At 42.3% G+C, this 25,598-nt stretch carries 17 protein-coding genes; 9 read left to right on the forward strand and 8 right to left on the reverse strand.

Annotated features, from left to right (window positions below):
* Positions 1-88 precede the first annotated feature (88 nt).
* From AK822_RS08430 to AK822_RS08440, 3 genes are all read left to right on the forward strand, one after another.
* A complete protein-coding gene (locus AK822_RS08430) occupies positions 89-844 on the forward strand; it encodes a siderophore-interacting protein (RefSeq protein ID WP_060491295.1) in 756 nt (251 codons plus the stop codon).
* Positions 845-1,018: 174 nt separating this feature from the next.
* On the forward strand, positions 1,019-1,657 hold the full coding sequence (locus tag AK822_RS08435) for an IS1595 family transposase (protein WP_060490559.1): 639 nt from the start codon (positions 1,019-1,021) through the stop codon (positions 1,655-1,657).
* Between the two features lie 125 nt (positions 1,658-1,782).
* Complete coding sequence (locus AK822_RS08440; protein WP_060491296.1) at positions 1,783-2,472, forward strand: hypothetical protein; 690 nt, start codon at positions 1,783-1,785, stop codon at positions 2,470-2,472.
* Positions 2,473-2,497: 25 nt separating this feature from the next.
* On the opposite strand, the gene AK822_RS08445 is transcribed toward AK822_RS08440, so the two are convergent.
* The 8 genes from AK822_RS08445 to AK822_RS08475 all read right to left on the reverse strand — a co-directional run bounded on the left by AK822_RS08445 (position 2,498) and on the right by AK822_RS08475 (position 17,605).
* Positions 2,498-3,667: a beta-barrel domain-containing protein gene (locus tag AK822_RS08445; RefSeq protein ID WP_060491297.1), complete on the reverse strand. Its 1,170-nt coding sequence runs from the start codon at positions 3,665-3,667 to the stop codon at positions 2,498-2,500.
* Positions 3,668-3,669: 2 nt separating this feature from the next.
* Complete coding sequence (locus tag AK822_RS08450) at positions 3,670-5,913, reverse strand: type I secretion system permease/ATPase (protein ID WP_060491298.1); 2,244 nt, start codon at positions 5,911-5,913, stop codon at positions 3,670-3,672.
* 46 nt (positions 5,914-5,959) lie between these two features.
* Positions 5,960-7,099, reverse strand: coding sequence for a TolC family protein (locus AK822_RS08455; protein WP_228138993.1), 1,140 nt, complete (start codon positions 7,097-7,099; stop codon positions 5,960-5,962).
* A gap of 54 nt (positions 7,100-7,153) precedes the next feature.
* Entirely contained in the window at positions 7,154-7,498 is a 345-nt protein-coding gene (locus tag AK822_RS15100; protein ID WP_228138994.1) for a TolC family protein, read from the reverse strand.
* Positions 7,499-7,642: 144 nt separating this feature from the next.
* Positions 7,643-13,978: a BapA/Bap/LapF family large adhesin gene (locus AK822_RS08460; RefSeq protein WP_060491299.1), complete on the reverse strand. Its 6,336-nt coding sequence runs from the start codon at positions 13,976-13,978 to the stop codon at positions 7,643-7,645.
* Positions 13,979-14,036: 58 nt separating this feature from the next.
* Positions 14,037-15,008 carry an OmpA family protein gene (locus AK822_RS08465; RefSeq protein ID WP_087945608.1) on the reverse strand — a complete coding sequence of 324 codons (972 nt, stop codon included), beginning with the start codon at positions 15,006-15,008 and terminating at the stop codon, positions 14,037-14,039.
* 940 nt (positions 15,009-15,948) lie between these two features.
* Positions 15,949-16,617 carry a cupin domain-containing protein gene (locus AK822_RS08470; RefSeq protein WP_060491300.1) on the reverse strand — a complete coding sequence of 223 codons (669 nt, stop codon included), beginning with the start codon at positions 16,615-16,617 and terminating at the stop codon, positions 15,949-15,951.
* Positions 16,618-16,741: 124 nt separating this feature from the next.
* Positions 16,742-17,605, reverse strand: a complete 864-nt coding sequence (locus tag AK822_RS08475; protein ID WP_060491301.1) for a universal stress protein — start codon at positions 17,603-17,605, stop codon at positions 16,742-16,744.
* 281 nt (positions 17,606-17,886) lie between these two features.
* Here AK822_RS08475 and AK822_RS08480 point away from each other — a divergent pair, with 281 nt between their 5' ends.
* The 6 genes from AK822_RS08480 to AK822_RS08505 all read left to right on the forward strand — a co-directional run bounded on the left by AK822_RS08480 (position 17,887) and on the right by AK822_RS08505 (position 25,548).
* Positions 17,887-18,420 (forward strand): DUF2058 domain-containing protein, encoded by a 534-nt coding sequence (locus tag AK822_RS08480; protein ID WP_060491302.1) that lies wholly within the window; start codon positions 17,887-17,889, stop codon positions 18,418-18,420.
* A 377-nt stretch (positions 18,421-18,797) separates the two neighbouring features.
* Complete coding sequence (locus AK822_RS08485) at positions 18,798-19,202, forward strand: hypothetical protein (RefSeq protein ID WP_060491303.1); 405 nt, start codon at positions 18,798-18,800, stop codon at positions 19,200-19,202.
* Between the two features lie 260 nt (positions 19,203-19,462).
* Complete coding sequence (locus AK822_RS08490; protein ID WP_060491304.1) at positions 19,463-21,649, forward strand: FAD-dependent oxidoreductase; 2,187 nt, start codon at positions 19,463-19,465, stop codon at positions 21,647-21,649.
* A gap of 51 nt (positions 21,650-21,700) precedes the next feature.
* Complete coding sequence (locus tag AK822_RS08495; RefSeq protein ID WP_060491305.1) at positions 21,701-23,008, forward strand: ABC transporter substrate-binding protein; 1,308 nt, start codon at positions 21,701-21,703, stop codon at positions 23,006-23,008.
* Positions 23,005-24,792 (forward strand): ABC transporter permease, encoded by a 1,788-nt coding sequence (locus AK822_RS08500; protein ID WP_060491306.1) that lies wholly within the window; start codon positions 23,005-23,007, stop codon positions 24,790-24,792. Before AK822_RS08495 ends, AK822_RS08500 begins: the two co-directional genes overlap by 4 nt.
* 99 nt (positions 24,793-24,891) lie before the next feature.
* Positions 24,892-25,548, forward strand: a complete 657-nt coding sequence (locus tag AK822_RS08505; RefSeq protein WP_060491307.1) for an ATP-binding cassette domain-containing protein — start codon at positions 24,892-24,894, stop codon at positions 25,546-25,548.
* The last annotated feature ends 50 nt before the right edge of the window (positions 25,549-25,598 follow it).

Below are 25,598 nucleotides of genomic sequence, written 5' to 3' on the forward strand. Positions count from 1 at the left end.
ACTTACCATTACCAGAGAATATCAATCTGAACCAAATCTAATAAATGGGCTAAAAATATGAAACAGTTGAATGAAGGAAAGTATTAATATGGCAAAATCTACCCCAAGAATGCTAGATGTGATTGGCAGTAAATACCTCACGCCACATATGTGCCGTGTCACGCTTGGCGGTGCTGGACTAACTGATTTTCCGGCAGATCAAGAAAGCGCGTACATTAAGCTGATATTCCCTCAAGGCGATGAGGCTCGACCATTGATGCGTACCTATACCGTCAGCGTTCAACGAGATAATGAGATAGATGTCGATTTTGCGTTGCATGAGACAGAAGGCCCTGCTTCAGCATGGGCACGTAACGCTCAAGTGGGCGAGCGAATATTGGTAGGCGGCCCTGGACCAAAGAAGCTGATTAACAATGAGGCTGATTGGTTTTTATTGATCGGTGATATGACAGCGCTGCCGGCGATTACCGTCAATCTTGCCCAGCTACCTGCTGACGCACACGGCTATGCAGTCCTTGAGATTACCACTGAAGCAGATAAGCAACTACTCGAAAAGCCAGACAATCTTGACATTCATTGGGTGATAAACGCGCATCCAAATGCACATCCAAATGAACAAAGCAGCCCATTACTTGATCGCGTTAAAATGCTTACGTGGCTAGCAGGACAACCTGCTGTTTGGGCAGCTTGCGAGTTCCATAGTATGCGCGCTCTACGCCATTATTTTAAAGTAGATCGCCCAATACCAAAAACACATTTGTACATATCTAGCTATTGGAAAGTCGATAGCACAGAAGACCAGCATAAAATTGTCAAACGAGAGGATGCCCAAAGTATAGAATGATAAGCAATTATGGTTTGTATTTTTTAACTGTTTTGAAAGCGATGAACCACTTCAATTTATCGCTTTTCTCAAACTAAAAATCTTTCTTCAAGTGCAACATGCCTTAAATCATGACCAAACTCAACATTGATTATGGGGCTGTCCTAGATAAGTAAAATAATCTAGGATAGTCATATGAGAAAGAGTAGATTAAGTTGGTACAAACAAACTAAGCTTATCGAACTATTTGTTGCAGGTTCTACCGCAAGAACAGCATCAAGCTTAGTGGGTGTTAATAAAACAACAGCCAGCTATTACTTTCACAGGCTAAGACTACTGATTTATGAAAATAGTCAGGAACCTGGCCTTCTAGAAGGCGAAATAGAAGTTGATGAGAGCTACTTTGGCGGCAGGCGCAAAGGAAAACGTGGTCGCGGTGCTGGTAACAAAGTGCCTGTGTTTGGACTGCTTAAGCGTAATGGTAGCATCTACGCTTGTATTATCCCTAATGCCAGAGCCGATACCTTAATCCCTATTATAAGAGAGAAAGTAGAGCCTGATAGTATTGTTTACACTGACTCCTTTAGAAGTTACAACGCACTTGATATCAGTGAGTTCACCCATTACCGTATCAATCATTCAAAAGAGTTTGCACAAGACAGAAACCATATCAACGGAATAGAGAACTTTTGGAGCCAAGCCAAGCGACATATGCGTAAATATAATGGCATCCCAAAAGAGCATTTCCATCTATTTTTAAAGGAATGTGAGTGGCGTTTTAACTACAGTGATCCGAAACGTCAATTACATCAGCTAAAACAATGGGTTAAATAAGAACTGAACTAGTTATCTAGGACAGCCCCTTGATTATTATTCCTATCAATAGTAATGAGCCTCATTATTTGATAATCTCGATATATCTGCCACATGCTCTACTATCGAAGAGGTAAAGCCAAATCATGCTAAAACTCCGTGAGAAATGGCTATGGGCATTATGTCTTGCAATATTGGTGCACATAGGGATTTTCTACCTTTTTTATCTCAATATACATAAGGAGACATCGACGCAGCTGACCAGTAGCAGTGCACATACCGCTAAACCATCAGCGGCTAAAGCGCTAAACCATGACTCTCAACCCATCACCAGAAAAACCTATCTACCTACCCTCAGTGAGACTAAAACTCCTAACAACCTTGATAATGACCCTAAAGACACGAAGCAAATAACCCATAAAAACACAATGGCACCATCCAATGAAGCAAAAACAATCTCTTCTTTAGATTCTAAAAAAAACAGCCCTACTCCTTATAAAACACCTGCAATCCTACCGAAAGAGAGAATTCAAGAAAGTGACACGCTAAAATATCCAGCAAACGAAACAACTGTGTCTCTATCGGCAAATAATATCGAGTCTATAGAGGATATGAGAAACAGGGCAGGTTTATTAAATATAGACATTCCAACAGAGAAAAATGAGATTAATACAGATAAAAACTATCTTTCGGTAAAGTCTGAAGCAGAAGAAATTAACCATCAATTAAGCTCAGCCATCAATGAAGTGAAAAAGCGTAATCAGCAAAAGATTGATGAGATAGAGCAACTAAAAAATGACTTTGACAAAAAAGACCCTCAAGCCATTACTCAGTGATTAATTGCGATTTTATTATACCTTACTACCTTTCACCCAAACCTTCCGATAACGTTTTGGTAATAGGCTTTGTTAGGTAAGACAATACTGTGCGCTCCATCGCCTTTATATCGACAGAAGCTGTCATGCCTGGTTTGATGACTATTTTATCTTCTCGACCTTTAAATTCAGCACCCGTGATAACGATTAATACTCGATAGTATGGCTCTTCTCCTTTGGGTGTTTTCTCCATTAAAGTATCTGGGCTGATATAATTTACAGTACCAGTCATTGCCCCAAATATTGAATAATCATAGGCATCAAGCTTAACGGTTGCATCTTGCCCTTCTTTTATATAGGCAATGTCTGCAGGGCTGACTTTTGCATCTATAATAAGGTCACTGCTGGTTGGTAGAATCTGCATAATGACCTCACCTGGCTTGACCACACCGCCAATAGTTGTCACATTGATATTGTTAATCTTACCTTCTGTGGGTGACAATAGACGTTTTTCATCTAAGACTTGCAGGCGGTCTCTTAACTGCTCAAGCTCTGTATCCAACTCCTCTTGGGCTTTGGTCATCTCGGCTTGAGCTTCTTCAAAGTACTTATTTCGCTTATTATTAATCTGCGCCTCAATATCTGCGACTTGGCGACGCAGTTTTATTACATCTGCTTGACTGACATCACCATACGTCAGTAGCGGCTCATTCATGCTAAGCTCTCTCTTAGCCAAGACCAACATTTTTTCCAAAGACGAGACATCTTCATTGATGGCTTGGCGACGCCGATTATAAAGTGCCGTTTGGTTTTGTACGTACTCTGGGTAATCTTTAACATCCTGCGTAAAAATCAAAGGTTTTTCAAAAATCTCCGCATTTAGTCGTGCTAATTTGGCTTTCAATGCAGCTGTTTTAGAGGCAGAGTTATCTACTGCCGCTTTTGCTCGCTCCTCTTCTAACACCACAAGTAACTGCCCTGCTTTAACTTCTTGACCTTCCACAACTGCAAGCTCTGTTAATACACCACCTTCTGATGCCTGAATTTCTTGAGTTCGGGCACTGGCAATCACTGTTGCTTTGGCACGAGTCACTTGATCGATTTTGGCAAAAGAAGCCCATATAATTAAAAAGGTTACACCAACTAACGCAATCCAGATACTCAGTCTCGAACGGCCAACTTTAAGCTTAGTGGGTGTATATTTGTAGTCTGCCATATCTACTTACCTTGAGCATTTATTGAAGTTTTGGTAGTCATAGACTTAATCTTCATTGGCTTATTATCCGATTGGCTTGTCTGACTTTTCATTTGCTCATTTTTTCTTAATTCATCAAGCACAGCTTGTTTTGGGCCATCTATAATGATGCGTTGATTGTCCATAATAATAAGCCGATCTGCCAACTCTAATAACGCTGTTTTATGAGTGGACACAATAAAGGTTTGCCCATCTATTAATGCTTGCTTGAGCACTTGCAAGCAGCGCTGTTCCTGACGATTATCCATAGAAGCGGTAGGCTCATCGAGTAGGAATACATTGGGTTTCGTCAATAATAAGCGGGTAAAAGCCACAAGCTGTTTTTGTCCACCTGATAGTCCACGCCCGCCTTCACTAATGGGCAAATCAAGACCGCTTGAATGACTGGCAACCAAGTTTATAAGTCCTGTTTTTATCAATGCTTCTTGGAGCACATCATCATCAGGTGCCGCCATACCTATGAGCAAGTTCTCTCTTAAGGTGCCTTGAAACAAGCGATGGTCTTGTTGCAAGTACCCCAAACGTTCACTTAAGGTTTCACGACTTATTTGATGTATGTCTAAACCATCTAACAAAACTTGTCCTTTAGTAGGTGCATACAGACCTGCCAGCACTTTGAGCAAGGTAGACTTTCCTGATCCTATAGGCCCAAGTATGGCTATGCGCTCACCAGGACGAATCGTTAGTTTATTGATATTGATCGCGGGTCTATCGTTGTCTTTATAGTTAAATACCAAATGATCACATTGATAAAAACCATTAATACGACTGGGTGACAAAGGATAAGCGACGCCATGGTTGTCCTGCTCTAACTCAAACAAAGTTTCAATGTTGAGCTTAGCGGCTTTGGCATGTGAGTATTGAACCAGTAAATTGGGCAGCATCATAACAGGCGCCAACACCCTTCCGCCTAATATTGAGCAGGCAATCAGTCCACCCATGGTCATATCACCTTGCATCACCACAAATGAGCCTACAATCACGATACCGACATAGCTAACCTGTTGTAGCAGTTGAGTAAAATACGTTAAATTATCATTCGCGTGCTTCATGTCTAAGTCGTTTTTGATGGTGGTATTCATCACCTCGAGCCAGCGAGACAAAAATTTCCAGTTCCCAGCGCCTGCTTTGATCGTCTCAACGCCTTCCACAGCCTCGACTAACAAGCCTGTTTTATAATAAGAAGCAGTGGCCCCTTCAGCAGCAATCGCATCAATACGCTTGCGTGCCGATAATCCCATCAAAATAGCAACCACTGCGGCAATAACGGGAACAACAGCAACAAGTGGCGATCCTATAAAAGCCACTAAACTGATAAAAATAATGGTCATTGGTAAGTCGACCAAGCCAAACAAGGTGCTAGCTGTGAAAAAACTGCGTACTTGCTCATAACCACGCAGCTGTGCTGCCATAGAACCGACCGATCCTGGCATCTGATCAATACGAACTTTGAGAAGTCGCTGAAAAACTTCGCGAGACAAGTATTGATCGAGTCCCACGACTACCTTGTCCATGATTCTTGACCGTGAAAATTTCATGAATGCTTCAAAAATAATGACTATAAACACACCACTTGCTAAGATAATAAGCGTATATTCACTACGTGTTGGGATAACTCGGTCATATACTTGCATTGAGAATAACGACACAGCTAATGCCAGCATATTGATTAAAAAAGTGGCGATAATAGCTTCGAATAAAATACCTTTGTAATTGCCTAAATCAGATTTCAATAATTCAGAAAAAGACACTTTGCGCTGCTTAATAGGGTCGTCTTTCAAACGAATTCTTAGAATTAATGACAACTGATTGGCAGGTGTATGCACGTGGTTGTGTTCTTGCCTGAAATTCCAGCTCTTTTGCGGGGTTTGACTGTCGATAATGCCCCACCCTATATCTGCTCGATATGCCAATAGAGGCAAAAAGGCAGCATCTGGCTGCTCTAATATCTCCGGCATATCTTTTATGCCGATACCTTGCAAAATCGCAATGATACCGCTTAGTTGGTGAATGGTTTGGCCTTTATTTTTAGGCAACTCACTATGCTGTTTTACAATATCGTTTAGACGTATATTATCTACCGGATAGCCTTGTTGACTGAGTAGATGTCTGATCGCTTCTATTAGAGTCGAAGTTTGATCGAGATTGGACGGCTGATCGTCATGATGGATAGAGACAGCCTCTGTCGGTTGCAAATTTGGACTCATATTCATCGCTTATTTAATATTTGGGGCAGACACATGCGTAGAATCCTTAATTATTTCTGACATCATTTTGGTCAACTATAGGTGTAATGCTGTAATCTTCATTCAGCATAATAAGGTCGCCTTTATTAAGACTCTCTTCCATAGCAGCAGGCAGCCTGATTTCTATATACTCTTCATTCATCTCTGGTCGATAACCCATGGTAGGGCTCGAATTTTTTTTATCTTGCTTGTTGAGCCATTCTTTTACGGGATCTGTCGGTCTAAACAGTGTCACAGGCTTACGGTTGTGTCCAAATTTCTGCCATTGCATAATGCCAAAATCTACTTGTAATCTATGGAAAGCACCCAGTATATCTGCACGTGTTTGCGCCAGCTGTACTTGATAATCATTGTGTTCACGCACGGCATTTAACACTTCAAGCCACGATTTACGGCCAGCAATAAATTGCCTACGATAAGAGCTCACCACAATTTGTGCACCTGCCACGGCAGCTACTAATGAGGTCTCTCGGTCTTTGGCACTCACAAACTGCTGATATTGCACCTGAATGTTCTCTATTACGCTACGGCGCGATGCTTCTTGGGTTTGCACTAAGCTATCAACTTGTGCTTGTGATGCTCGTGCTAACGAAAGGTTAGAAAAGCCAGCCCCTGGTGTATAACTCATGCCTAATGAGAATTTTCCATCATTTTCACTGTCTTCATGATAGTAAGCATGTTCGTATTGGGCATAAATAGTAGGATATCGTGCTGCCTGCTGTGCCTCAACGCCTTGCTTAGCGGATTCAATTTGAAAGTGCTCTTTTACGATGATGGGGTTATAAAAACTGATTTGATCAAAAGCCATCTTTTCAAAATCCGCTGACTGCTGTTTGGCTTGATCCACCAACACCTTGATATTCGGTAGACTCATTGCACTGGCATTAGACAGTGGCTGACCAATAATCTGCTCAAGTCTGGCGGCGGCGATACGTTGCTGTTCAACGGCCGCTTGATAGGCAGTTTGCTCCTGCAATATACGGTTAGTCACTAAATCAAGCTCAATCCGAGCAGACACACCCTGACTGACACGGCGCTGCATCATGGCTTCAAAATCGTTAAGCGCCTTTAAGCCATTAGCATGAATCTCTTGTTGTGCGATGGCCTGAATATAACTCTGCCAAGCATCGATCGTCGTTTTGGCCACTAGGTTTTGTTGCTCATAAATATATTCTACCGCAGCCTTATCATCGAATATCGCTTAATTGACATCAGCTGTCAGCTTACCAGCTGTCCATAACGGCTGGCGGACTGTTACCTGTGAGACAAAATCATTGTCTCTATCGTAGCCTGAGCTTACACTTGGCGTCGGCAACAGACTTAATTTGGCAGCATTAATACCTTCTATCGTCGATTGTTGGTTCGCTCTGGCTGACCAAACTAAAGGATGCGTCTGAATGGCTTGCGTAATTAAACTATCGACTCGTAAGTCGTTTACGGCTGCATGTGTGCTCATGGCAAAACACGTACCAACTGCCAAAATCGCAATCTGACGGCATAACATTCGGACAGGAGATAATTTTTTCGGGCTGAACAGGTTTTTCATATTAGGATTCAGTGAGTGATTCTATAAATATTTTTCTGTGTGATTATGGGATTTTGATAAACTCAGCACTTCCTAATGCTAGTAGCAAAAGACAAGTGTAAAAAACGCTTCCCTACTGGAAGCGCTTTTAAAATCGCAATTAAATTAGATGACGTTGGCAATTTCAGTATCAATATAAACTTGAGAAGAAAGGTTGTTTTCTACCTGCCATACGTTATATGTCTGTCCTGCATTATCAGTCACTGTTTGACCTGTATTTGCCCAATCGCTACCTTGCAAGTCAACAGTATCGTCACTATCACCTTTAACATAGATAGGATTTGACACTTTGGCGTTGACGATATCTTCCTCTCGAATATTTAAAGTATTGGCACCAGTTCCACTGATATCAATCATTTCGGTTTCAAAGATATCTGAGAAACTGATGGTCTGCTCAGATCCCGTCAAATTGAAAACATCAGTGTCTTCATTCAAGCTCATGAATGATATGTCAGCATTGTTATTGGCAGTCTCGATACCGTCCTCACCAATTGCTCTGCCTGTGACTCCGACTTGCCAATCAATACTGCCTAATAACTCGTTGAGATCTGTCGCTGTCACTTGCAACAACGCTTCATATTCGGTATTACCATTACGATCTACCATAAGAACGCCATTTTCATAAGCAAGGTAGTCGCCGATATTACCTGATGTTTGGTTACCATCAAGTAATCCAGTAAGGTCGATCTTATCACCTTGCACTTCGCTAAAATCGGTCCAGATATCAACACCGTTATTGCCATTACCACCTTCTGTGCCATTTAAATTATTAAATATTAAGGTGTCAGCACCTGCCCCCATAGTGAAACTATCATCGGCAGCAGAGCCAACTGCGATATCATCATAAATAGAAGCTGTTATGTTTTTGCCAACATTTATTTCTAATGAAGCAGTTTCTTTGACACCTGTCACAGAAGTGGTTTGATAAGTAAAACTTTCAATCCCAAAGCTCTCACCATTTGGTAGATAGCTATAGCTACCATCTTTAGAAACAGTCAAAGTGCCATACAAGCCTTCGATATCAATCGATTTTGCGCCTTGATTTGGATCACTGATAAAGACAGACTTATTCCCAACTTTGATTTCAGTGATATTACTCAGCCCTTGATCATTATCACTACCAGCAATCAATGAGCCAGTAACAGCAATCACGTCATCGGCTGTATAATCTGCTGAATGGATGACTGTGGTATCAAAAGATATACTCTGTAAGTTGCCTTTGTTAGTAGTAATCGTCAGCTCATAATTACCTGTAGGCAAATCAGGTAATGAAGCGCTCAATGATGCACTGGCTTTTGTCCCTTCCACTGATCCAGTAAAGCTCTCACCAGTTGTGGTATTTAATAATGTATAGGTAATAGTTATATTAGAACCACCAAGAATATTAAGAGAACTAGCGGTAGCTTCTATAACAATTGGGGCAGCGGCATCATGTTCAGCGATCTCAAATTCTTTTGAATAAGATTTGCCATAATCACCTATTTTGTCTGGTTCATTAATACTGATATTGGTTACCGTATTTTGCGTTTGTACTGCCACTTTATTAAAATCATCAACCGCAGTATGAGTGCTGATCTTGATATTTAGAGTTTCAACCGTAGCTTTACCATTGGCGTCTTTAGTCACTAACCTGAATGAGTCAACCTCACCATACGGCGGCTGCCAATTAGGATCACTAGCATTATTATTTACGCTATAGGTATACTCGCCATTTGCATCGATGGTGAGCTGTCCGTACTTACCTTGATAAGTCATAGGCGAGCCTGAAGTGACCAACGTTTCGCCAACTTTGAGTATCACGGTACTAGCATCTGGGGTTGCATCCCCTGCTATCTGACCCATAAAACTAGATGGTGAGTTGTAGTCATAGATTTTATCGTAATCTACATATAAGCCATTGCCACTGAGTACTCCGACACCGCCTGCGGTTAATAAAACGGCTTTATAGTCACCTTCGCCAAACTTTAGAGTCAATGGATCTGATCTTCCACCAAGCAATGGAACATTGAACCAGTTTTTCTCAAAGTGCACTTGTACATATTGCCCCGTACTTTCATCTAGCTTATAAACGGCCATGCTGTAAGTTTTTGCAATATCTACTCCACCACCGCTACCATGTAAGGTGAGCTCACGCACTTGGTTATCACCGACCGTAAACTCAAGTGGCGGCTTGCCTCCTAATAGCTCAATATCCAACACTGACGACGATCCAAGACTTAAGTCAAGAACCCCAAAACCAACAGCATCTTTAATGTCAGAATCCGCTGTATCTAAGGTTACGGTGGGTTCAATATCGACCACTAAGCTTTCATCTATCTTAACTTGTTTGTCAGCAGGGAGTATATTCAACTGAATAGTGAGATCTGCAGACGCGGTATTACCGTCTGGTGATGCAATCGTATAAGTGAAACTCTCCTCACTGCCATAAGGTCCACGGAAGTCGTCATTAACCTTATAATCATAAGTACCATCAGGCGATATTGTCAGTGTTCCATATTGTCCTTGAATGGTGTTACTACCTGTTTCAAGTTCTTCTACACCATTCACAGAAGTTATTGAAATAACTGTCGTACCACTTGGCAATTCGTCATAACTAAAGCTTGAGTCTTCATCATCTAAAATATTTCCTGTAACTGAGCCACTGACTTCAGTTGCTTGGGAATAGTCTAAAACCACATCTTTTTCAAACTGTAAAGTATAACCTGTCAGTGCCGAGACACCTTCACCACCAGACATCACAAAGAGCCATTGACCTTCATCTAAGCTAAAATCAGTATCTTTGGACACCCCACCTAATAAATAGGACACCACCCAGTTTTCTTTTACTTCCTGTAGCTCCCATTCATTTGTAGACTCGTTCAATTTATATAAGCTCAAGTCCATAGTGCCAACAACCTGTACACCGCCAGCATTACCTTTGACAGTCACTTCGCGCACTTGATTTTCACCTACCTCAAGTACCACTGAGTTTTTGATGACATCAGCGACAACGCCTGCTCCTAGTACTGGCCCTAAACTTGCACCAACCACGGTAAAGCCTGTCTTATTCAAATCTGATGGTTTCTCATTCGGTATTTCTAGCGGATTAGCAACTAATTGTAAATCCACAAAATTATCAGCGGCGGCGATGATTTCAGTAGTATTAACTACATAGTCTTTGGTGGTATTTACAATACTTGTATTACCTGCTTTATCGGTTGCTGTAATACTCACTTCAATACGCTTATCAGCATCGGCCACCAGAGCCGCACCTGGCACTTCAATACTAAAATTACCAGCAAGGTCTACCACACCTGAATAGATCACGCCATTAACCGTCATCGTCAAAGCGTCGCCTTCACGATAATCACCAGAAACGGTGCCAGTAACAGCGATACTACCTTCCGCCTCTATCGCATTGATAACGTTATCGCCAGTCACATCATCAATGATAATCTCAGTAGTAGTATCATTAGGAGCAATGGTATCGATAGTAATCGTCGCTTTAGTAACATCAGAGCCAACTGTAGATGTCGCTGTCAGAATCTCAGCGCCTTCTCCCATGGCAGCAACTTGTGCCGAGCCAATAGCAATGCTCCATTTGTTATTGACTCCCACAACCGCAGTGCCAATAATATCGCCTGCTTGGTTGGTTAAAGTGATGGTATCGCCTACCGCACCAGTACCTGTCACATTAAAGCCATTAACGGCTTCATCAGCATTGACAATATTGTCACCAGCAATTGGAGAGGTAATAGTCAAGGCCGTAGCTGGAACAATAGTAATATCAGCGGTCTCAGAACTAACGTTACCTGCTGGATCGTTAGCAGTGATCGTCAAGGTTTCTAGCCCTTGATTCATGTTGGCAATGTTTTGCTCAGTGACAGTAATAGACCATTTGCCATTAGCTCCTACAACGGCTGTACCAAGCTCACCATTTATCCCATAAGTTAAGGTAATCGTATCGCCTGCCGTACCAGTACCCGTCACATTAAAGCCATCGATGGCTTCGTCAGCATTAACGACGTTATCGCCTGCAATAGGTCTGTCGACAGTTAATACTGCAACCGTATCAATGATGATATCTAATGCGGTACTTGGCGTGCTGCTGTTACCCGCTTTGTCTGTTACCGTGGCAACAATACTATAATCGCCATCTTCGATAATACCGTTAGGGTCACTAGGTATGGTGACATCTGAGATGCCAGATGTGGCTTCAGTAGCTGTGACAGTGTGCGTGACTTCTATTGGAGCGCCTCCACCCGTTGGCGTCACGGTTAGAGTGATGCTATCACCTGCTAGAGTACCTGTCGGCAGGGTAATTTGAGTTTGAATGCCATCGGCAATCTCGTCAGCGTTGATGCCCTCCTCAGCTTCTGGTATGGCTATGACTGGGGCAACTTGGGTGGCGCCGTCTTGACCGCCAGGTGCAGTAGTGTCGACGGTGATATTCACTACTGGGCCATTGCCACTTTCGTTTCCAGCACTGTCTTTAAGGTTGTAGCTGATGTCATGCGTACCTTCTGCTAAGGCAGTATTTGGAGTCAAGGTGATGGTACCATCAGCATTTTCTACGATGGTTGCCTCAACCACTTTACCATCAACAACTAGTTGAGCAATTTCATCAACGCCTAAGGTGCCAGCAGGAATGGTGATACTTGGGGTGTTGTCATTGGTGACCTCACCTGCTTGGATGATTTCTGGAATATCTAAGATATCTCCACTGCCATCATTGGCAACGTTATCAGTAACAATAAAGGATGCTATTGGCGCATCAGGCGCGGTGGTGTCCACGGTATAGGCTTTGTCCTGAGTCACTGTCCCTGTGTTCCCTGCTGCGTCCGTGGCTTCAATGCTCACGCGCACGTTGGTATCAGCAGCAAGGTCGCTACCAGCAACCTCAACATTGAATAGGCCATTGGCACCAACTTTACCGATGCTCTTGATGCCATTAACGGTTACGGTAACGGCATCGCCTATGGTGAAGTCCCCTGCCACTTGACCTGTAATCGTGACCTGAGCGGCGGCTTCTTGGCTGTTGATGATGTTGTCATCGGTTAGGCTGTCGATGGTGATTGTGGTGCTGGTGTTATCAGGCGCGGTGGTGTCTACCACACCGATGGTTTCGGTCAATGCTGCTGATTCGTTACCAGCAGCATCTTTAATGCTGGCAGTGATATCAAGGGTGTCTCCTTCAGCTGGTGCTGGGACTTTTACGGTCACCTGATTTGCGGTGATGTCGGCGTCGGTGATCACTTGCTCTTCACCATTGACGATGAGGGTGTCACCAGCAACGGCATTACCAGGAAGGCCTATGACAACGTCTACGTTGCCATCAATATCAATTTCTGCGGCGCTGAGGAAGCCGTCACCATTGCCAACGGTAATGTCGGTTGGCGCATCAGGCGCGGTGGTGTCTTCTGCCAAAATATCAGTAGGCTCAGACTTATTCCCCGCTATATCAGTGGCCGTCACAGTGATAGTCTCACCATCGACTAGTGGCATATCACTGGTATCCACCTCATAGTTACCATTTTCGTCGGCAGTCACTGTATAGTCAGGATCGCCATCACCATTTGTGTCTACACTAACAATGGCATCCGGCTCAGTAGTTCCTTTAATAAGCGTACCTTCAGGATTAATCTCAGCGGTTGGCGCATCAGGCGCGGTTAAATCAGGAGCTACTATATTGGTGGAATCAGAAGTATTCCCTGCATTATCTGTTAAGGTTGCTTCTATTTCTTCTCCATCTACTTGCGGTGGAACCAAGTCAACTTCAAATTCACCATTTTCATTAACTATACCTTCCCCAATGATAGTACCATTTGGATCTGTGATTTCAACGTTGGCACCTGGCTCACCCTTACCCGTTACTTTACTACCATCTTCACTGATTACTAAACCTGTTGGCGCATCGGGAGCTGTGATATCAATTGAAGGCCTATTGTCATTATTATTGTTATCATTATCACTACTACCTAGAGCAGCGCCTATTAACCCTACTCCTGCAAGACCAACTAGCCATGGCAATGCATCAAAGCTCTCAGCTTCTGTAGCACCTACCCACCAAGGAGTCGCTTGGGCATTCCCACCTAGCGCCTGACCTTGTATATCACCCATCTGTAGCTCAGTGACATAATCTGCCACTTCACCTGTATCAGGAACATAGTAATAATAACTACCATCTTCAGCGACGCCAATGAGCGCGCTATCAATATCATCATAGAATCCTTCAATAATGAGATCAGGGTCTAGACTGTCATTCTCAAAAGAAATATGAAGATCTTTATCTATTCGCTTAGTAACAATATGGTTCGGAGCTCGACCAGTTGCTTCATCAAGGAGCTCATAATTAATTTTATCGGCGGCTTTTATTGTAGTAGGTGTGCCCTGCTTTGTGACGACCTTGTGTTCAGCAACCGTTTCATTTTGCGTGTTTACTTTGACAGTGATAGTGCTCATAGAATCATCCTTGATTAATTAATTCTAAATGAAATAAGTATCAATTTAGAATGATGAGTTAATTTGGTTGGTTGTCTTGGCTAACAGTAGCAACAACTCGGCGGTTATTTTGCCGTCCCTGCTCAGTGTCATTGGTATCGATAGGCATAGACTCGCCATAACCTATAGCGCTTAAACGCATAGCTTCAATACCATATTTATCTATTAAAATATCTTTAACGAGGTTTGCACGGGACTGAGAAATCTTGAGATTATAACTTTCAGACCCTCTGCTATCGGTGTGACCTTCTAAGGTCACGTCCGATTTTGGATAAGAATGAATAAAATCCACCATACCATCTAGCACAGCATGATTATTACTTGTCATATCTGCACTATCAAAATCAAACAATATATTGAATTGCTTAGGATTTTTAATTTTTATTTGATTGTTCGTCGAAGAACTTTGGAGAGAGGTTTGCGGTAGCATTTGGTTTGCCGTATTACAATTTGATAAAACACGGCTTATTTGATGGTTTTGACGCATACTTTGATTTAATAATGACAAGGCTTCATCAGCTGATACTTGCTGAATAGTAGGGTTACCTGCCTTTGATAGACTTATTTTTAAATACGTCGTTGTTTGAGGTATAAGCGGATAACTCTCAGAATAAGAAACAATCTTACCGCTTTCTTTATCTAAGATAGAAGCACTGATAAGCTGAGAGCCATGGCAAATAATTTTTTCTGAATAATAACCATTCTGTAGACTGGTATGAAAAACCTCATCACGCCCAATACTTATATTGATATTATTTTGATTCTCACTATCATCAGCATGACGAAAAACAACAATCCTACTCTCACTGGCTTTCAAATTACTGTCGATGGGTACGCGAAACAATTCGCCATTTTTGTCCCACACAGCTTGTTTAACTTGATAATGAGAATCAGAATCAAATGACATTCGCTCATTTTTTACCGTTTGACAGCCTAATAAACTAATTGCTGCACAAAGTGTTACTGGTAATAGTAAATTTCTGCTATCCATAGCATTTCATCCTAATAAACGAAAAATTCAGTAAAGATCTATCCCTTTATTTTCACCTTAGTATTTCTACATAACCAAACAAAAAAATCTAATACGCTTTTTTATAAAGCGCTTACTTTTTTATTATTACCACAACACAAACTTTATTATAGCTCGCTATATTTTTATTGCAATCATATAATTTTTTTAAATTTTATGAATATTCTTATTTTTGAATATAAAAAAACTATTCGAGTTAGCTTTGTACGATCAATCATTAAACCTATGAAAATCATTAATTAGCATAACCTACTGTTTATTCTTCGCTTTCTATCATTAAAATTAATTTATTCAAATAAATGAATATATAAGAATGAATAAGTCTCAACAGAGTTTTCTGATAAGTGAGGATGCATTTTTTACCACGGAGATATAGAGGAATTAAGATCGTTTCTCATGCAGGAATACTTAGGTGGTAGCTGAATTTTTTCGACGTAAATATTTAAAAACCGCTAAGTGAGTGCCGATAAAGCGATAAGGCATAAAAACTTAGATGAGAAATCCCAATCAATGACTCAGCATGACGACTTATCGCACTATCTCGGTAGAGAAAATGTTGTTGTCTAGGATTTTTTATTAATAAAAAGACCAGTAAACGAAAGGAATGGTTGTTGGAAAATACCCATTAGACATGGCTATTCAACATTTTTTTTAATAGCAAAGCTATATAGGTATAAATAAAATTTATGATAGTCGAATATTATATATTGAATAATATATGAAATGGTCATTGTCACTTGATACTCATGGAGATAGGATTTTTAGTGGAAAGCGACTTTGATAGTGCGGCATTGATTGTACGTAGATAATATAGTGCCTAAAGCCAGCGTGAATAATCTACAACCAAACAACTTGGTTATGGATTATTCACGCGCACCGCATGCTCAGCTCAGAAAAATGCTTACAACCCTATCACTTGCATTAAATGACCTGTCTTGAGATACACTGTAGTCCCTTCAGATCCTGCCTGTATTTGCGCATGCTCACCTGCTGGCAGACGTATCCAGCCGCTGCGCTGATAAACTTGACCCTCATCTATCAACTCGCCTGCTAAGACCAGTATTTCTGCACCGCCACAGACTGCCTTATTAAACAGTAACTCGCCTGCCTTGATACGCTGCAAACTCACTTTCTCATTGTCACCTGAGAATAGAGGACAAACATCACGGCTGCCCTGCTGTTGCCAATAAGCATTATCTTTAGTATCGATAGCCACATAATGAGGTTCATCAGTTGGCATTTGGCGTAGCTTGACGAAAATCACTGCGCCTTCATCACTATAAGGCTTGTGTCCTGAGGTCGGTGGATTGCGCAAATACCAACCTGCTGGGTAATGTTCGTCATCTGCAGAAAAAGTACCTGACAATACTAAAATTTCTTCACCACCCGGATGTAGATGATGCGGAAAATAAGAATTGGGCGCATAGCGTACAAGGCTAGTGGCACGTGCTTTTTCTGCACCCACACGGTCAAGCATCACGCGCTCTACCCCATTTTGTGGTGACTTAATCCACTGGTGTTGCTCAGGTGTAAGGGCAGCGCGGCGAGTAAAGTCTGCATGAATAAGCATAAACCATGTCCAAAAATAGTATGATGAGATGATCCTTTAGCAAACGTCAGATATGATTATTGAACGTTATCGACAGCTAAAGGCGCAATGATTGCACCTCGCTATTATAAACCTTACCGAGTTTTCAACGTACTAAAATCACAGGAGATAGCGTGCTGGCGATAATTTCTGTCGTGGTACTACCAAGGAATAATTGTTGCAATTTCGAATGTCCATAAGCACCCACCACCATCATATCAATGTTGTTTTCTACCTGAAACCTTAACAAGCCGTCGACGGCATCGGAGGCAGATAAATGATGTGCCGCGACGCTAAAATCTGCGTCCTCCAATTGTGCCGCTGCGGCGCTTAAGCTTTGTTTTGACGCGTCGTTATGATTGCCTATCATGACGATATGACCTTGCAACCCTTTTAATACAGGACTCCTCGCAACCATCCATGCTGCTTTAATAGCCGTTTTGCTACCATCAAAAGCTATCATATATGAGCTGGGTTCTTTGAACGTCTCTGAGCAAATTAATATAGGAACGTCAGATGCGCGGGCAACGGTTTCGATTTGGCTACCGATATTAATACGGCTGCTTTTGTGATCTTCACCTCGGCGTCCCATGACGATGGCACGATTTTCTGCTTTGAAATGCTCAATGGCAGGTAACAGCTTACCGCGACGTTGATAGATACGAATATCGACCTGAGTAAAGTTACCTTGGATATGGCTTTTTGCGTCTTGTACCAAAGCATTGCTATAACTGTTCACCACCTTCGCTCTTTGCTCATCTAACTGTGTTAATTCCTCCAATAAAAACTGGCGGCTATTGACTCCTATTGCGCCTGACAAATCGCGTCTGGTCGAGGCTGGAACCTCACTCACATGCAACAACGCTACAGGTAAATTTAACTTACTGGCATACCATGCTGCATAGTCACAAACCGATTCAGTCACTGCCGAGCCGTCTATACAGGCTAAAATGTGCTGTGATGTTGTCATATTCCGTCCTTAAATTTAACGATTTAACCCTATACAGCTTTCTATACCCACTATAAATATGGTCACCGAAAAACATAGTTACCAAAAAATATAATGGCAAAAAAAGCATATCCACTGCCTTGATAATAACGAATTTAAACGGCTTCAGCCAGCGATGTGTGCCCACTTCTACCATAATTAAAAAAAGTCTTGTCATCGTCTAACAACATGCCGTAGCGAATTTTGCTACAATGGTTTTTTAGCATTTATGATTTAAGTATCCTTATCTAGGTGATGGAATTATGGCAAAAAATGCCCTACAGGCTCAGTTATTAAAAGCAGGATTGGTGGATAGCAAAAAAGCCAAGAAAATCAGCAAGCAGACTCAGCATGCCAAGCGTACTGGTGACTCAGAAAGCATGGAAGCGAAAAAAGCGTTGGCAGAAGCCCAAGCGAAAAAACTAGAGAAAGATCAAAAGCTCAATCAAGAAAAGCAACGTATTTTAGAAGAGAAGATGCTCAAGGCTAATATCGTACAGATGATTAAGCAGCATCAGATTGCCGATACCAATGGCGATGTTAATTATCAATTTGTCGATAATTCTAAGGTTAAAAAAATCTTTGTCACTCAAAAACTATATGACCAAATCGTCGCCGGTCATGTGGTGATTGCACGCTTAGAAGAAGGCTATGCGCTACTTCCCCGTCCGTTGGCAGATCGTATCGATGCAAAAATGGAGGGCTTCATGGTCGTGTCTAACGATACATCAGAAGAAGTACTGGCAGAAGATGATCCTTATGCCGCTTATGTGATTCCAGATGATTTGATGTGGTAACCGCTTAATTTCATCATACTTATGATGTCAGCCAAAAGCCTTTCATGGACTGTATCAGTCCATGAAGGGCTTTTTATTGTACGAAAAGCGACCACCTTTAACCAAGCATTGCTGCTTTGGTTGAAAAACGTAACGATGCTCTGGAACGTTAGCATGCTTGAGGATACGAACTTGAACAACCATTCAATAACAACTACAATGCGGTTTATTGACCTACTGAGCGTTAGTATTTTGTCTAATTTTGAGTAATCACTCAAAATAAACACTTTATTCATGCTTACTGCCTGACAATAGTAGTCACTGCCATATATGTCATTGATTAGACTTGCCAAGCTCTTTTGCACTCACTTTTAACGCTTATTAAGAAGAAATAACTTATGCCAAAACATCTCCCTCTTTCACTGTTATTGCTTCGACTGGGTATTTTCATTGTTTTTTTAGTCTGGACTTTAGATAAGCTGATTAATCCTGATCATGCCGCAGGCGTCTTTTCTAGTTTTTATGGTTTTGAAAGTATAGGCGACACCGTATTCTATGTCATTGGCGCGGCTCAATTCATCCTCATTCTATTGTTTGTCACAGGATTATTCAAAACTTGGACTTACGGCATCATCTTGCTACTTCATGCGATTTCGACGTTCTCAACCTTCGGCTTATACCTCAAGCCTTTTGATAACTTGTTGTTCTTTGCAGCATGGCCGATGTTGGCTGCGTGTTTGGCGCTTTTCTTAATGAAAGATTGGGATACCTTAACCTTGGGCAAAAAAGTTTCTTTAGCCTAAACATCAGTCATGTTTATCGTTAGATTGGGCTGGGTTGAACATGCAAAAATATAAATACTAGCCTCCGAAACTCAAGCCCTATACTATGAAGACTACTAAGTTAGCTGTTTTATTGTATAAAAATGCACAAACCATGCAAAAAACTTAACGCAATTATCGTTACCACTAACTTGTCATTACCACTAACATGGTCAAGGTTCTTAATCATAAAAGAATGACGATGACTTTAGCCTTCGCTCTACTACTTAGCCGGATATTTTATGATTAAAAGAATATTGTTAATACTGTTAATATTAATATTAGCAGCAAGCTTTTTCTACTTTGACCTCAATCAATTATTGACGCTTGACGGCTTAAAAGGGTCGATGGCGCAATTTAACGACTATAAAACGCAATCACCATTATTGATTATCGGTGGATTCTTTTTGCTATATGTCGTCGTCACCGCATTATCCTTACCGGGTGCCGCTATCCTAACCTTGGCAGCTGGCGCATTATTTGGTTTATGGCAAGGGTTATTGGTCGCCTCATTTGCCTCCAGTATTGGTGCGACACTCGCCTTTTTAACCTCACGTTATTTACTGCGTGATACGATTAAACAGCGCTTTCCTGAGCGCTTAACAGCCATTGACGCTGGCGTTGAAAAAGAAGGCGGATTTTACTTATTCACCCTACGCTTAGTGCCGATATTTCCTTTCTTTTTAATTAACCTATTGATGGGTGTCACCGCGATTAAAGCGAGGACATTCTATTGGGTAAGCCAAATCGGTATGCTCGCGGGCACTTTTGTATTCGTTAATGCCGGTACACAACTGGCGCAAATTGACAGTTTGTCGGGGATTTTATCGTTTAATTTAATCGTCTCATTTGCGTTGTTAGGTTTTTTCCCATTAATAGCAAAAGGGATATTAAATATGCTAAAAAAACGCCGCGTCTATAAAAACTACAGCAAACCTAAAAAATTCGACCGTAATATGATTGTGATTGGCGCTGGTGCTGGCGGGCTAGTCACTAGCTATATCGCGGCGACCGTCCGAGCAAAAGTGACCTTAATCGAAGCGGGTGAAATGGGTGGCGACTGTTTAAACTATGGCTGTGTACCCAGTAAAGCCCTGATTAAAAGCGCAAAAGTCGCAGAACAAATGCGCAATGGTGAGCGTTATGGCTTGGAAAATACACCACCAGAGTTCTCATTCAAAAACGTTATGACACGCATCCATAAAGTCATCGCTGACATCGCGCCAAATGACAGCGTCGAGCGCTATACAGACTTGGGTGTCGAAGTATTAAAAGGCTATGCCAAATTCATCGACCCGTGGACAGTAGAGATTGCGTTAAACGATGGCGGCACGCAAACACTCACCGCACGTTCCATCGTTATCGCTACTGGTGCGCGCCCATTTATCCCAGACTTACCTGGTTTAGAAGAAACCGGCTATGTGACTAGCGACACCATATGGAATAAATTTACCGAATTAGAAGAAGCGCCGAAAAAGCTGGTGGTACTTGGCGGCGGACCAATTGGCTCTGAGCTGGCACAAGCTTTTGCACGCTTAGGCTCTAATGTGATTCAAATCGAAAGAGGCGCGCGTCTTATGAAAAAAGAAGACGTGGAAGTCTCAGAATTTGCGCAGAAAGTCCTCGTTGAGAGCGGCGTAAATGTCTTAACCTCGCATCAAGCGATTCGCTGCGAAACTCGCGATGGTAAAAAGTTCATTATCGTTGAAGCGCAAGGCGACAGTACCATTAAGCAAGACCGTCAAAACAAGCAAGAAATCGCTATTGAATATGACGAATTGCTTTGTGCCGTTGGACGCAGTGCCCGCTTAGAAGGATATGGTCTTGAAGATTTGGGCATCGAAACGGAGCGTACGATTGATACCGATGACTATTTAGAAACCCTTTACCCTAATATCTACGCCGCAGGTGATGTCGTCGGCCCTTATCAATTTACTCATGTGGCTTCCCATCAGGCATGGTACGCTGCCGTAAACGGTTTATTTGGACATTTAAAGAAGTTTAAAGTAGATTACCGCGTGATTCCGTGGACAACCTTTATCGATCCAGAAGTCGCACGCGTGGGCTTAAATGAGCAAGAGGCTATCGAAAAAGGTATCGATTTTGAGATTACCCGCTACGACTTTAAAGATTTAGATCGCGCGGTGACGGAAAGCGCCAACGATGGCTTTATCAAAGTCATTACCCCTAAAGGCAAAGATAAAATACTTGGCGTGACCATCGTCGCTGAACATGCTGGGGATTTAATGCCAGAATTTATACTGGCGATGAAGCACGGTTTAGGGCTGAACAAAATACTCGGCACTATCCATATGTATCCAACGTGGGCAGAGGCTAATAAGTACGCTGCTGGTGAATGGAAACGTAATCATGCGCCCGAAACGGTATTAAACTGGCTTGAGAAATACCATACATGGCGTCGAGGTTAGCTGGGTTTTTATTCACTGCGCTAAAAACATATCATCATAACGGAAACTTAAATGTACGTTATCAAATCTCTGCCCGCTTTGACCGCGTTAAAAAACCTAAGCCGCTATAGTGCCTATGCTATGGTGCTTAGCATTTGTGTTGGTATATCAGCAAGCACTGCCTCACCCACTACTGGTAACCTTAATCAAAATTTATCATCTTGGCAGCAAATAGAGGCGCAAGGTAGCAATCAAGACGTCTACTTTTATGCATGGGGCGGTGACCCGCAGATCAACGCCTATCTACAGTGGGCAGCCGAACAAGTCGATGATAAATATAATATTAATTTAGTTCATGTGAAATTGAGCGACACCAGTGAAGCCGTTAGCCGTGTACTTGCAGAAAAATCCGCCAACAACAATGATAGAGGCAGCGTGGATCTCATCTGGATAAATGGTGCCAACTTTGCCACCATGAGTGAGAATTCGTTACTACTGAAACAATGGGCGAACAAACTCCCTAACTTTGCCTTGACCGATCCAAAGAACAATCCTACGGTTAACTTTGATTTTGGTGTGCCGACCAATGGCATGGAAGCGCCATGGGGACAAGCTTCGTTGACTTTTTATTACGACAGTTTATCAACGAATAAGCCACCAGCCACTTTAAATCAGCTGATTAATTGGACCGCGCAAAATCCTGGGCGCTTTAGCTATCCAAAGCCGCCTGACTTTTTAGGCATGAGCTTTTTAAAATATACCTTAGTCATGCTACACGAGCAACATGATGCTAAGACAGGCAAAAATATCAAGGCACAGCTCAACCTGCCAGCCACTGAGCAAAATACAGATATTATATTAGCTCCTTTATGGACGTTTTTAGATGATTTGCATCCCACTCTATGGCGCAAGGGTGAGCAATTTGTGCAAACGGGCGCGCACATGCGGCGTTTGGTCGATGATACCGAGCTGAGTTTGGCCTTTACTTTTTCTGCACCTGAAGTACCCGCGGCCGTGCAGCGTTATGACTTACCCGAGAGCATTCGTAGCTATGCAATGAGTGATGGCAGTTTAAGTAACACCCATTTTGTGACCATTCCTTATAATGCCAGCCATCCGCAAGCTGCGCAGCTAGTAGCAAACTTTTTAATGAGCCCAGAAGCACAGGCCAAAAAGCAAACCCCTGATATATGGGGTGATAAAACCGTACTCGTTCCCTCTACGCTCAATCCTGAACAACAAGCGCTATTTAAAGAAAATAAACCACACCCTAGCGCCCTGCCCTTTGATAGCATCAAACGTACCGTGAGTGAACCACATCCAAGCTGGGTTGATGCCATTATGCAAGGCTGGCAAGCGCGTTATGGGGTTAGCCCATGAGTAAAAATACTAATAATAAAACGGCAAAGGAAAAAGTCCATTCTGCAACAATTACTGGCATAACCTCGCCTTATAAAACAGATCTATTTACGCGTATCGTCTCCTTGAGTCCGACATTTTTACTGCTGCTACTGATATTACCGGTACTCGGTGGTTTGGTTTGCGTGCTGTTGCCTGCCTTTAGCTGGGTGCCTGCACTTGAGCAAACGACTGTTAGTCTACAAGGCTTTCATGATCTTTGGCAGACGCCTGGTCTTACTCAAATGGTCGCTTTAAGTATCGCTACTGGATTAATCAGCACGCTACTCGCTTTTGTCATGACCTTAATGATTTTGGCGGCTTTTTTTAATAGCCTTTGGCTGACCCGTATTGAGCGTTTACTGAGTCCAATCTTGGTCATTCCTCATGCAGCAGCAGCCATTGCGGTTGGTTTTTTAATTGCGCCTTCTGGTATGTTTTCACGCTTCATCTCACCATGGCTAAGCGGCTGGGAATTGGCTCCAGACGGTATATTTCCACATGATCCCTACGGTATCAGTATTATCTTTGGTTTAACGTTGAAAGAGCTGCCATTTTTATTACTCATGGCACTAGGCGCTTTGGCGCAACCAGAGCTTGGTAAAAAGCTACGTCAGCAGTATAAAGTCGCGCTAAATCTCGGCTATTACCCCATTACTGCCTTTTTTAAAGCGGTACTTCCTGTCCTCTATCCTTTTTTACGTTTGCCTATCTTAGCCGTGCTTGCCTATGCCAGTGCCAGCGTAGAGATGCCATTAATACTCGGTCCAAACACGCCGCCAACGCTTGCGGTTACTATCATGCAATGGTTTAACGATGTTGATTTAAACTTGCGTATAAAAGCCTCGGCAGGCGCGTTGTTACAGCTCGCTTTGACGGGTGGTTTAATCGCCTTGTGGCTAGGCGCTGAGAGAATCCTTAAAACGTGTTTTAATGGTACGTTGATAAACGGCAAGCGCAACTATGCCGATGCACTGTGGCAAAAAATCACCGCAGCGTTGACCACTGTGGTGATTGGCTTTATTTTGCTGGCGCTCATTGGTCTGGTAATGTGGTCAGTGGCTGGTTTTTGGCGTTTCCCAGCTGTATTGCCAGAGCAGTTAGTGTTATTACATTTTCAAAGCGCCTTTACGCAAATGGGTACGCCGCTATTTAATACCATTACAATCGGTATCGTGAGTACCCTATTTGCTATTGTGCTGACATTGTTATGTTTAGAAGCGGAGCAATTAAGTAAAAAACCACTCTCGACATTTACCAGTTTCATTATCTATTTGCCGCTGTTAGTGCCGAGCATTGCTTTTTTATTTGGCTTAGTATGGCTACAGCAACTGGTGAATAACCAAACGGCATTTTTTAATGTGGCATTTACCCATCTGCTCTTTGTGCTGCCCTATGTGTTTTTATCGCTTGCTAGCAGTTATCGACGTCTAGACCCTCGTTTTGCTCATGTAGCGGCAAGCCTTGGTGCAACTCCTGCTAGAGTATTTTTGCAGGTGAAATTACCACAACTGTTTGCGCCGATTTTGATTGCCATTGCTCTTGGTCTGGCGATTAGCTTTGGTCAATATTTACCGACATTATTAGCAGGTGGCGGACGTATCGCCACCATCACCACAGAAGCCGTAACCCTCGCTAATGGTGCCAGTAGACGCACCAGTGCGGTGTATGCCATCATCCAAATGGCGCTACCGTTAATTGGGTTTATATTGGCGTGGGTATTGCCAAAGTACTTCTTTAAAAGTGGTAAAAATAGTAGCCGTTAAAACGTTTTTTAAAATATATTCGTTTTGAAGAGCACTGATTCTAAATAGCACTAATTTTGAAAAACAACTCACTATAAAAACGCAGATAAAGGGCTCTTGATGCAATCCTCTTTACAGATAAAAAACTTGCAGTTATATCGACAAGGCGAGCTATTACTGAGCCTAGATGAGCAGATTACTGGTGGTGAAATATTGACTGTCATGGGCCCATCTGGCAGTGGTAAATCGAGCTTGTTGAACTGGCTAACAGGTATATTGCCAAACGGTTTTACCGCTACTGGTGACATCTGGTTAAATGATGAAAATGTAAGCCATCTGCCTACGCATCTGTGTCATATTGGGGTACTGTATCAAGATGCCCTACTGTTTTCGCATTTATCGGTCGCAGGTAATATTGCGTTTGCGATGCCTCAAGACAATAAAAATAGCGCTGAGAAGCTCAATAAAAAACAGCGCCGTGAAAAAATAGAGCAGGCACTTGAACAAGTTGGTTTAGCAGGCATGGGAAATCGCCATCCTGACAATTTATCAGGCGGACAACAAGCACGCGTGGCGCTACTGCGAACCTTGCTCAGCGCACCAAAAGCGATACTACTCGATGAGCCTTTTAGCAAGCTTGATACCCAACTTCGAGTAGATACGCGGCAACTGGTGTTTGAGCAAATCCGCACTCATAAACTTCCCGCCATCATGGTCACCCACGATTATAGCGATGCTGAAGCCGCAAACGGTAAAGTCATTCATTTAGAACTGTAGTTTTAGAGTTCTAGTTTTATACATAAAATCTTAAACGTCAAAGCGAAATA

Source organism: Psychrobacter sp. P11F6, assembly GCF_001435295.1.
GTDB lineage: Bacteria > Pseudomonadota > Gammaproteobacteria > Pseudomonadales > Moraxellaceae > Psychrobacter.

Bases quoted from the DNA above. Each gene is read 5' to 3' on its own strand.
- AK822_RS08430 (WP_060491295.1), top strand. From the start codon at position 89: ATGGCAAAATCTACCCCAAGAATGCTAGATGTGATTGGCAGTAAATAC.
- AK822_RS08435 (WP_060490559.1), top strand. From the start codon at position 1,019: ATGAGAAAGAGTAGATTAAGTTGGTACAAACAAACTAAGCTTATCGAA.
- AK822_RS08440 (WP_060491296.1), top strand. From the start codon at position 1,783: ATGCTAAAACTCCGTGAGAAATGGCTATGGGCATTATGTCTTGCAATA.
- AK822_RS08445 (WP_060491297.1), bottom strand. From the start codon at position 3,667: ATGGCAGACTACAAATATACACCCACTAAGCTTAAAGTTGGCCGTTCG.
- AK822_RS08450 (WP_060491298.1), bottom strand. From the start codon at position 5,913: ATGAGTCCAAATTTGCAACCGACAGAGGCTGTCTCTATCCATCATGAC.
- AK822_RS15100 (WP_228138994.1), bottom strand. From the start codon at position 7,498: ATGAAAAACCTGTTCAGCCCGAAAAAATTATCTCCTGTCCGAATGTTA.
- AK822_RS08460 (WP_060491299.1), bottom strand. From the start codon at position 13,978: ATGAGCACTATCACTGTCAAAGTAAACACGCAAAATGAAACGGTTGCT.
- AK822_RS08465 (WP_087945608.1), bottom strand. From the start codon at position 15,008: ATGGATAGCAGAAATTTACTATTACCAGTAACACTTTGTGCAGCAATT.
- AK822_RS08470 (WP_060491300.1), bottom strand. From the start codon at position 16,617: ATGCTTATTCATGCAGACTTTACTCGCCGCGCTGCCCTTACACCTGAG.
- AK822_RS08475 (WP_060491301.1), bottom strand. From the start codon at position 17,605: ATGACAACATCACAGCACATTTTAGCCTGTATAGACGGCTCGGCAGTG.
- AK822_RS08480 (WP_060491302.1), top strand. From the start codon at position 17,887: ATGGCAAAAAATGCCCTACAGGCTCAGTTATTAAAAGCAGGATTGGTG.
- AK822_RS08485 (WP_060491303.1), top strand. From the start codon at position 18,798: ATGCCAAAACATCTCCCTCTTTCACTGTTATTGCTTCGACTGGGTATT.
- AK822_RS08490 (WP_060491304.1), top strand. From the start codon at position 19,463: ATGATTAAAAGAATATTGTTAATACTGTTAATATTAATATTAGCAGCA.
- AK822_RS08495 (WP_060491305.1), top strand. From the start codon at position 21,701: ATGTACGTTATCAAATCTCTGCCCGCTTTGACCGCGTTAAAAAACCTA.
- AK822_RS08500 (WP_060491306.1), top strand. From the start codon at position 23,005: ATGAGTAAAAATACTAATAATAAAACGGCAAAGGAAAAAGTCCATTCT.
- AK822_RS08505 (WP_060491307.1), top strand. From the start codon at position 24,892: ATGCAATCCTCTTTACAGATAAAAAACTTGCAGTTATATCGACAAGGC.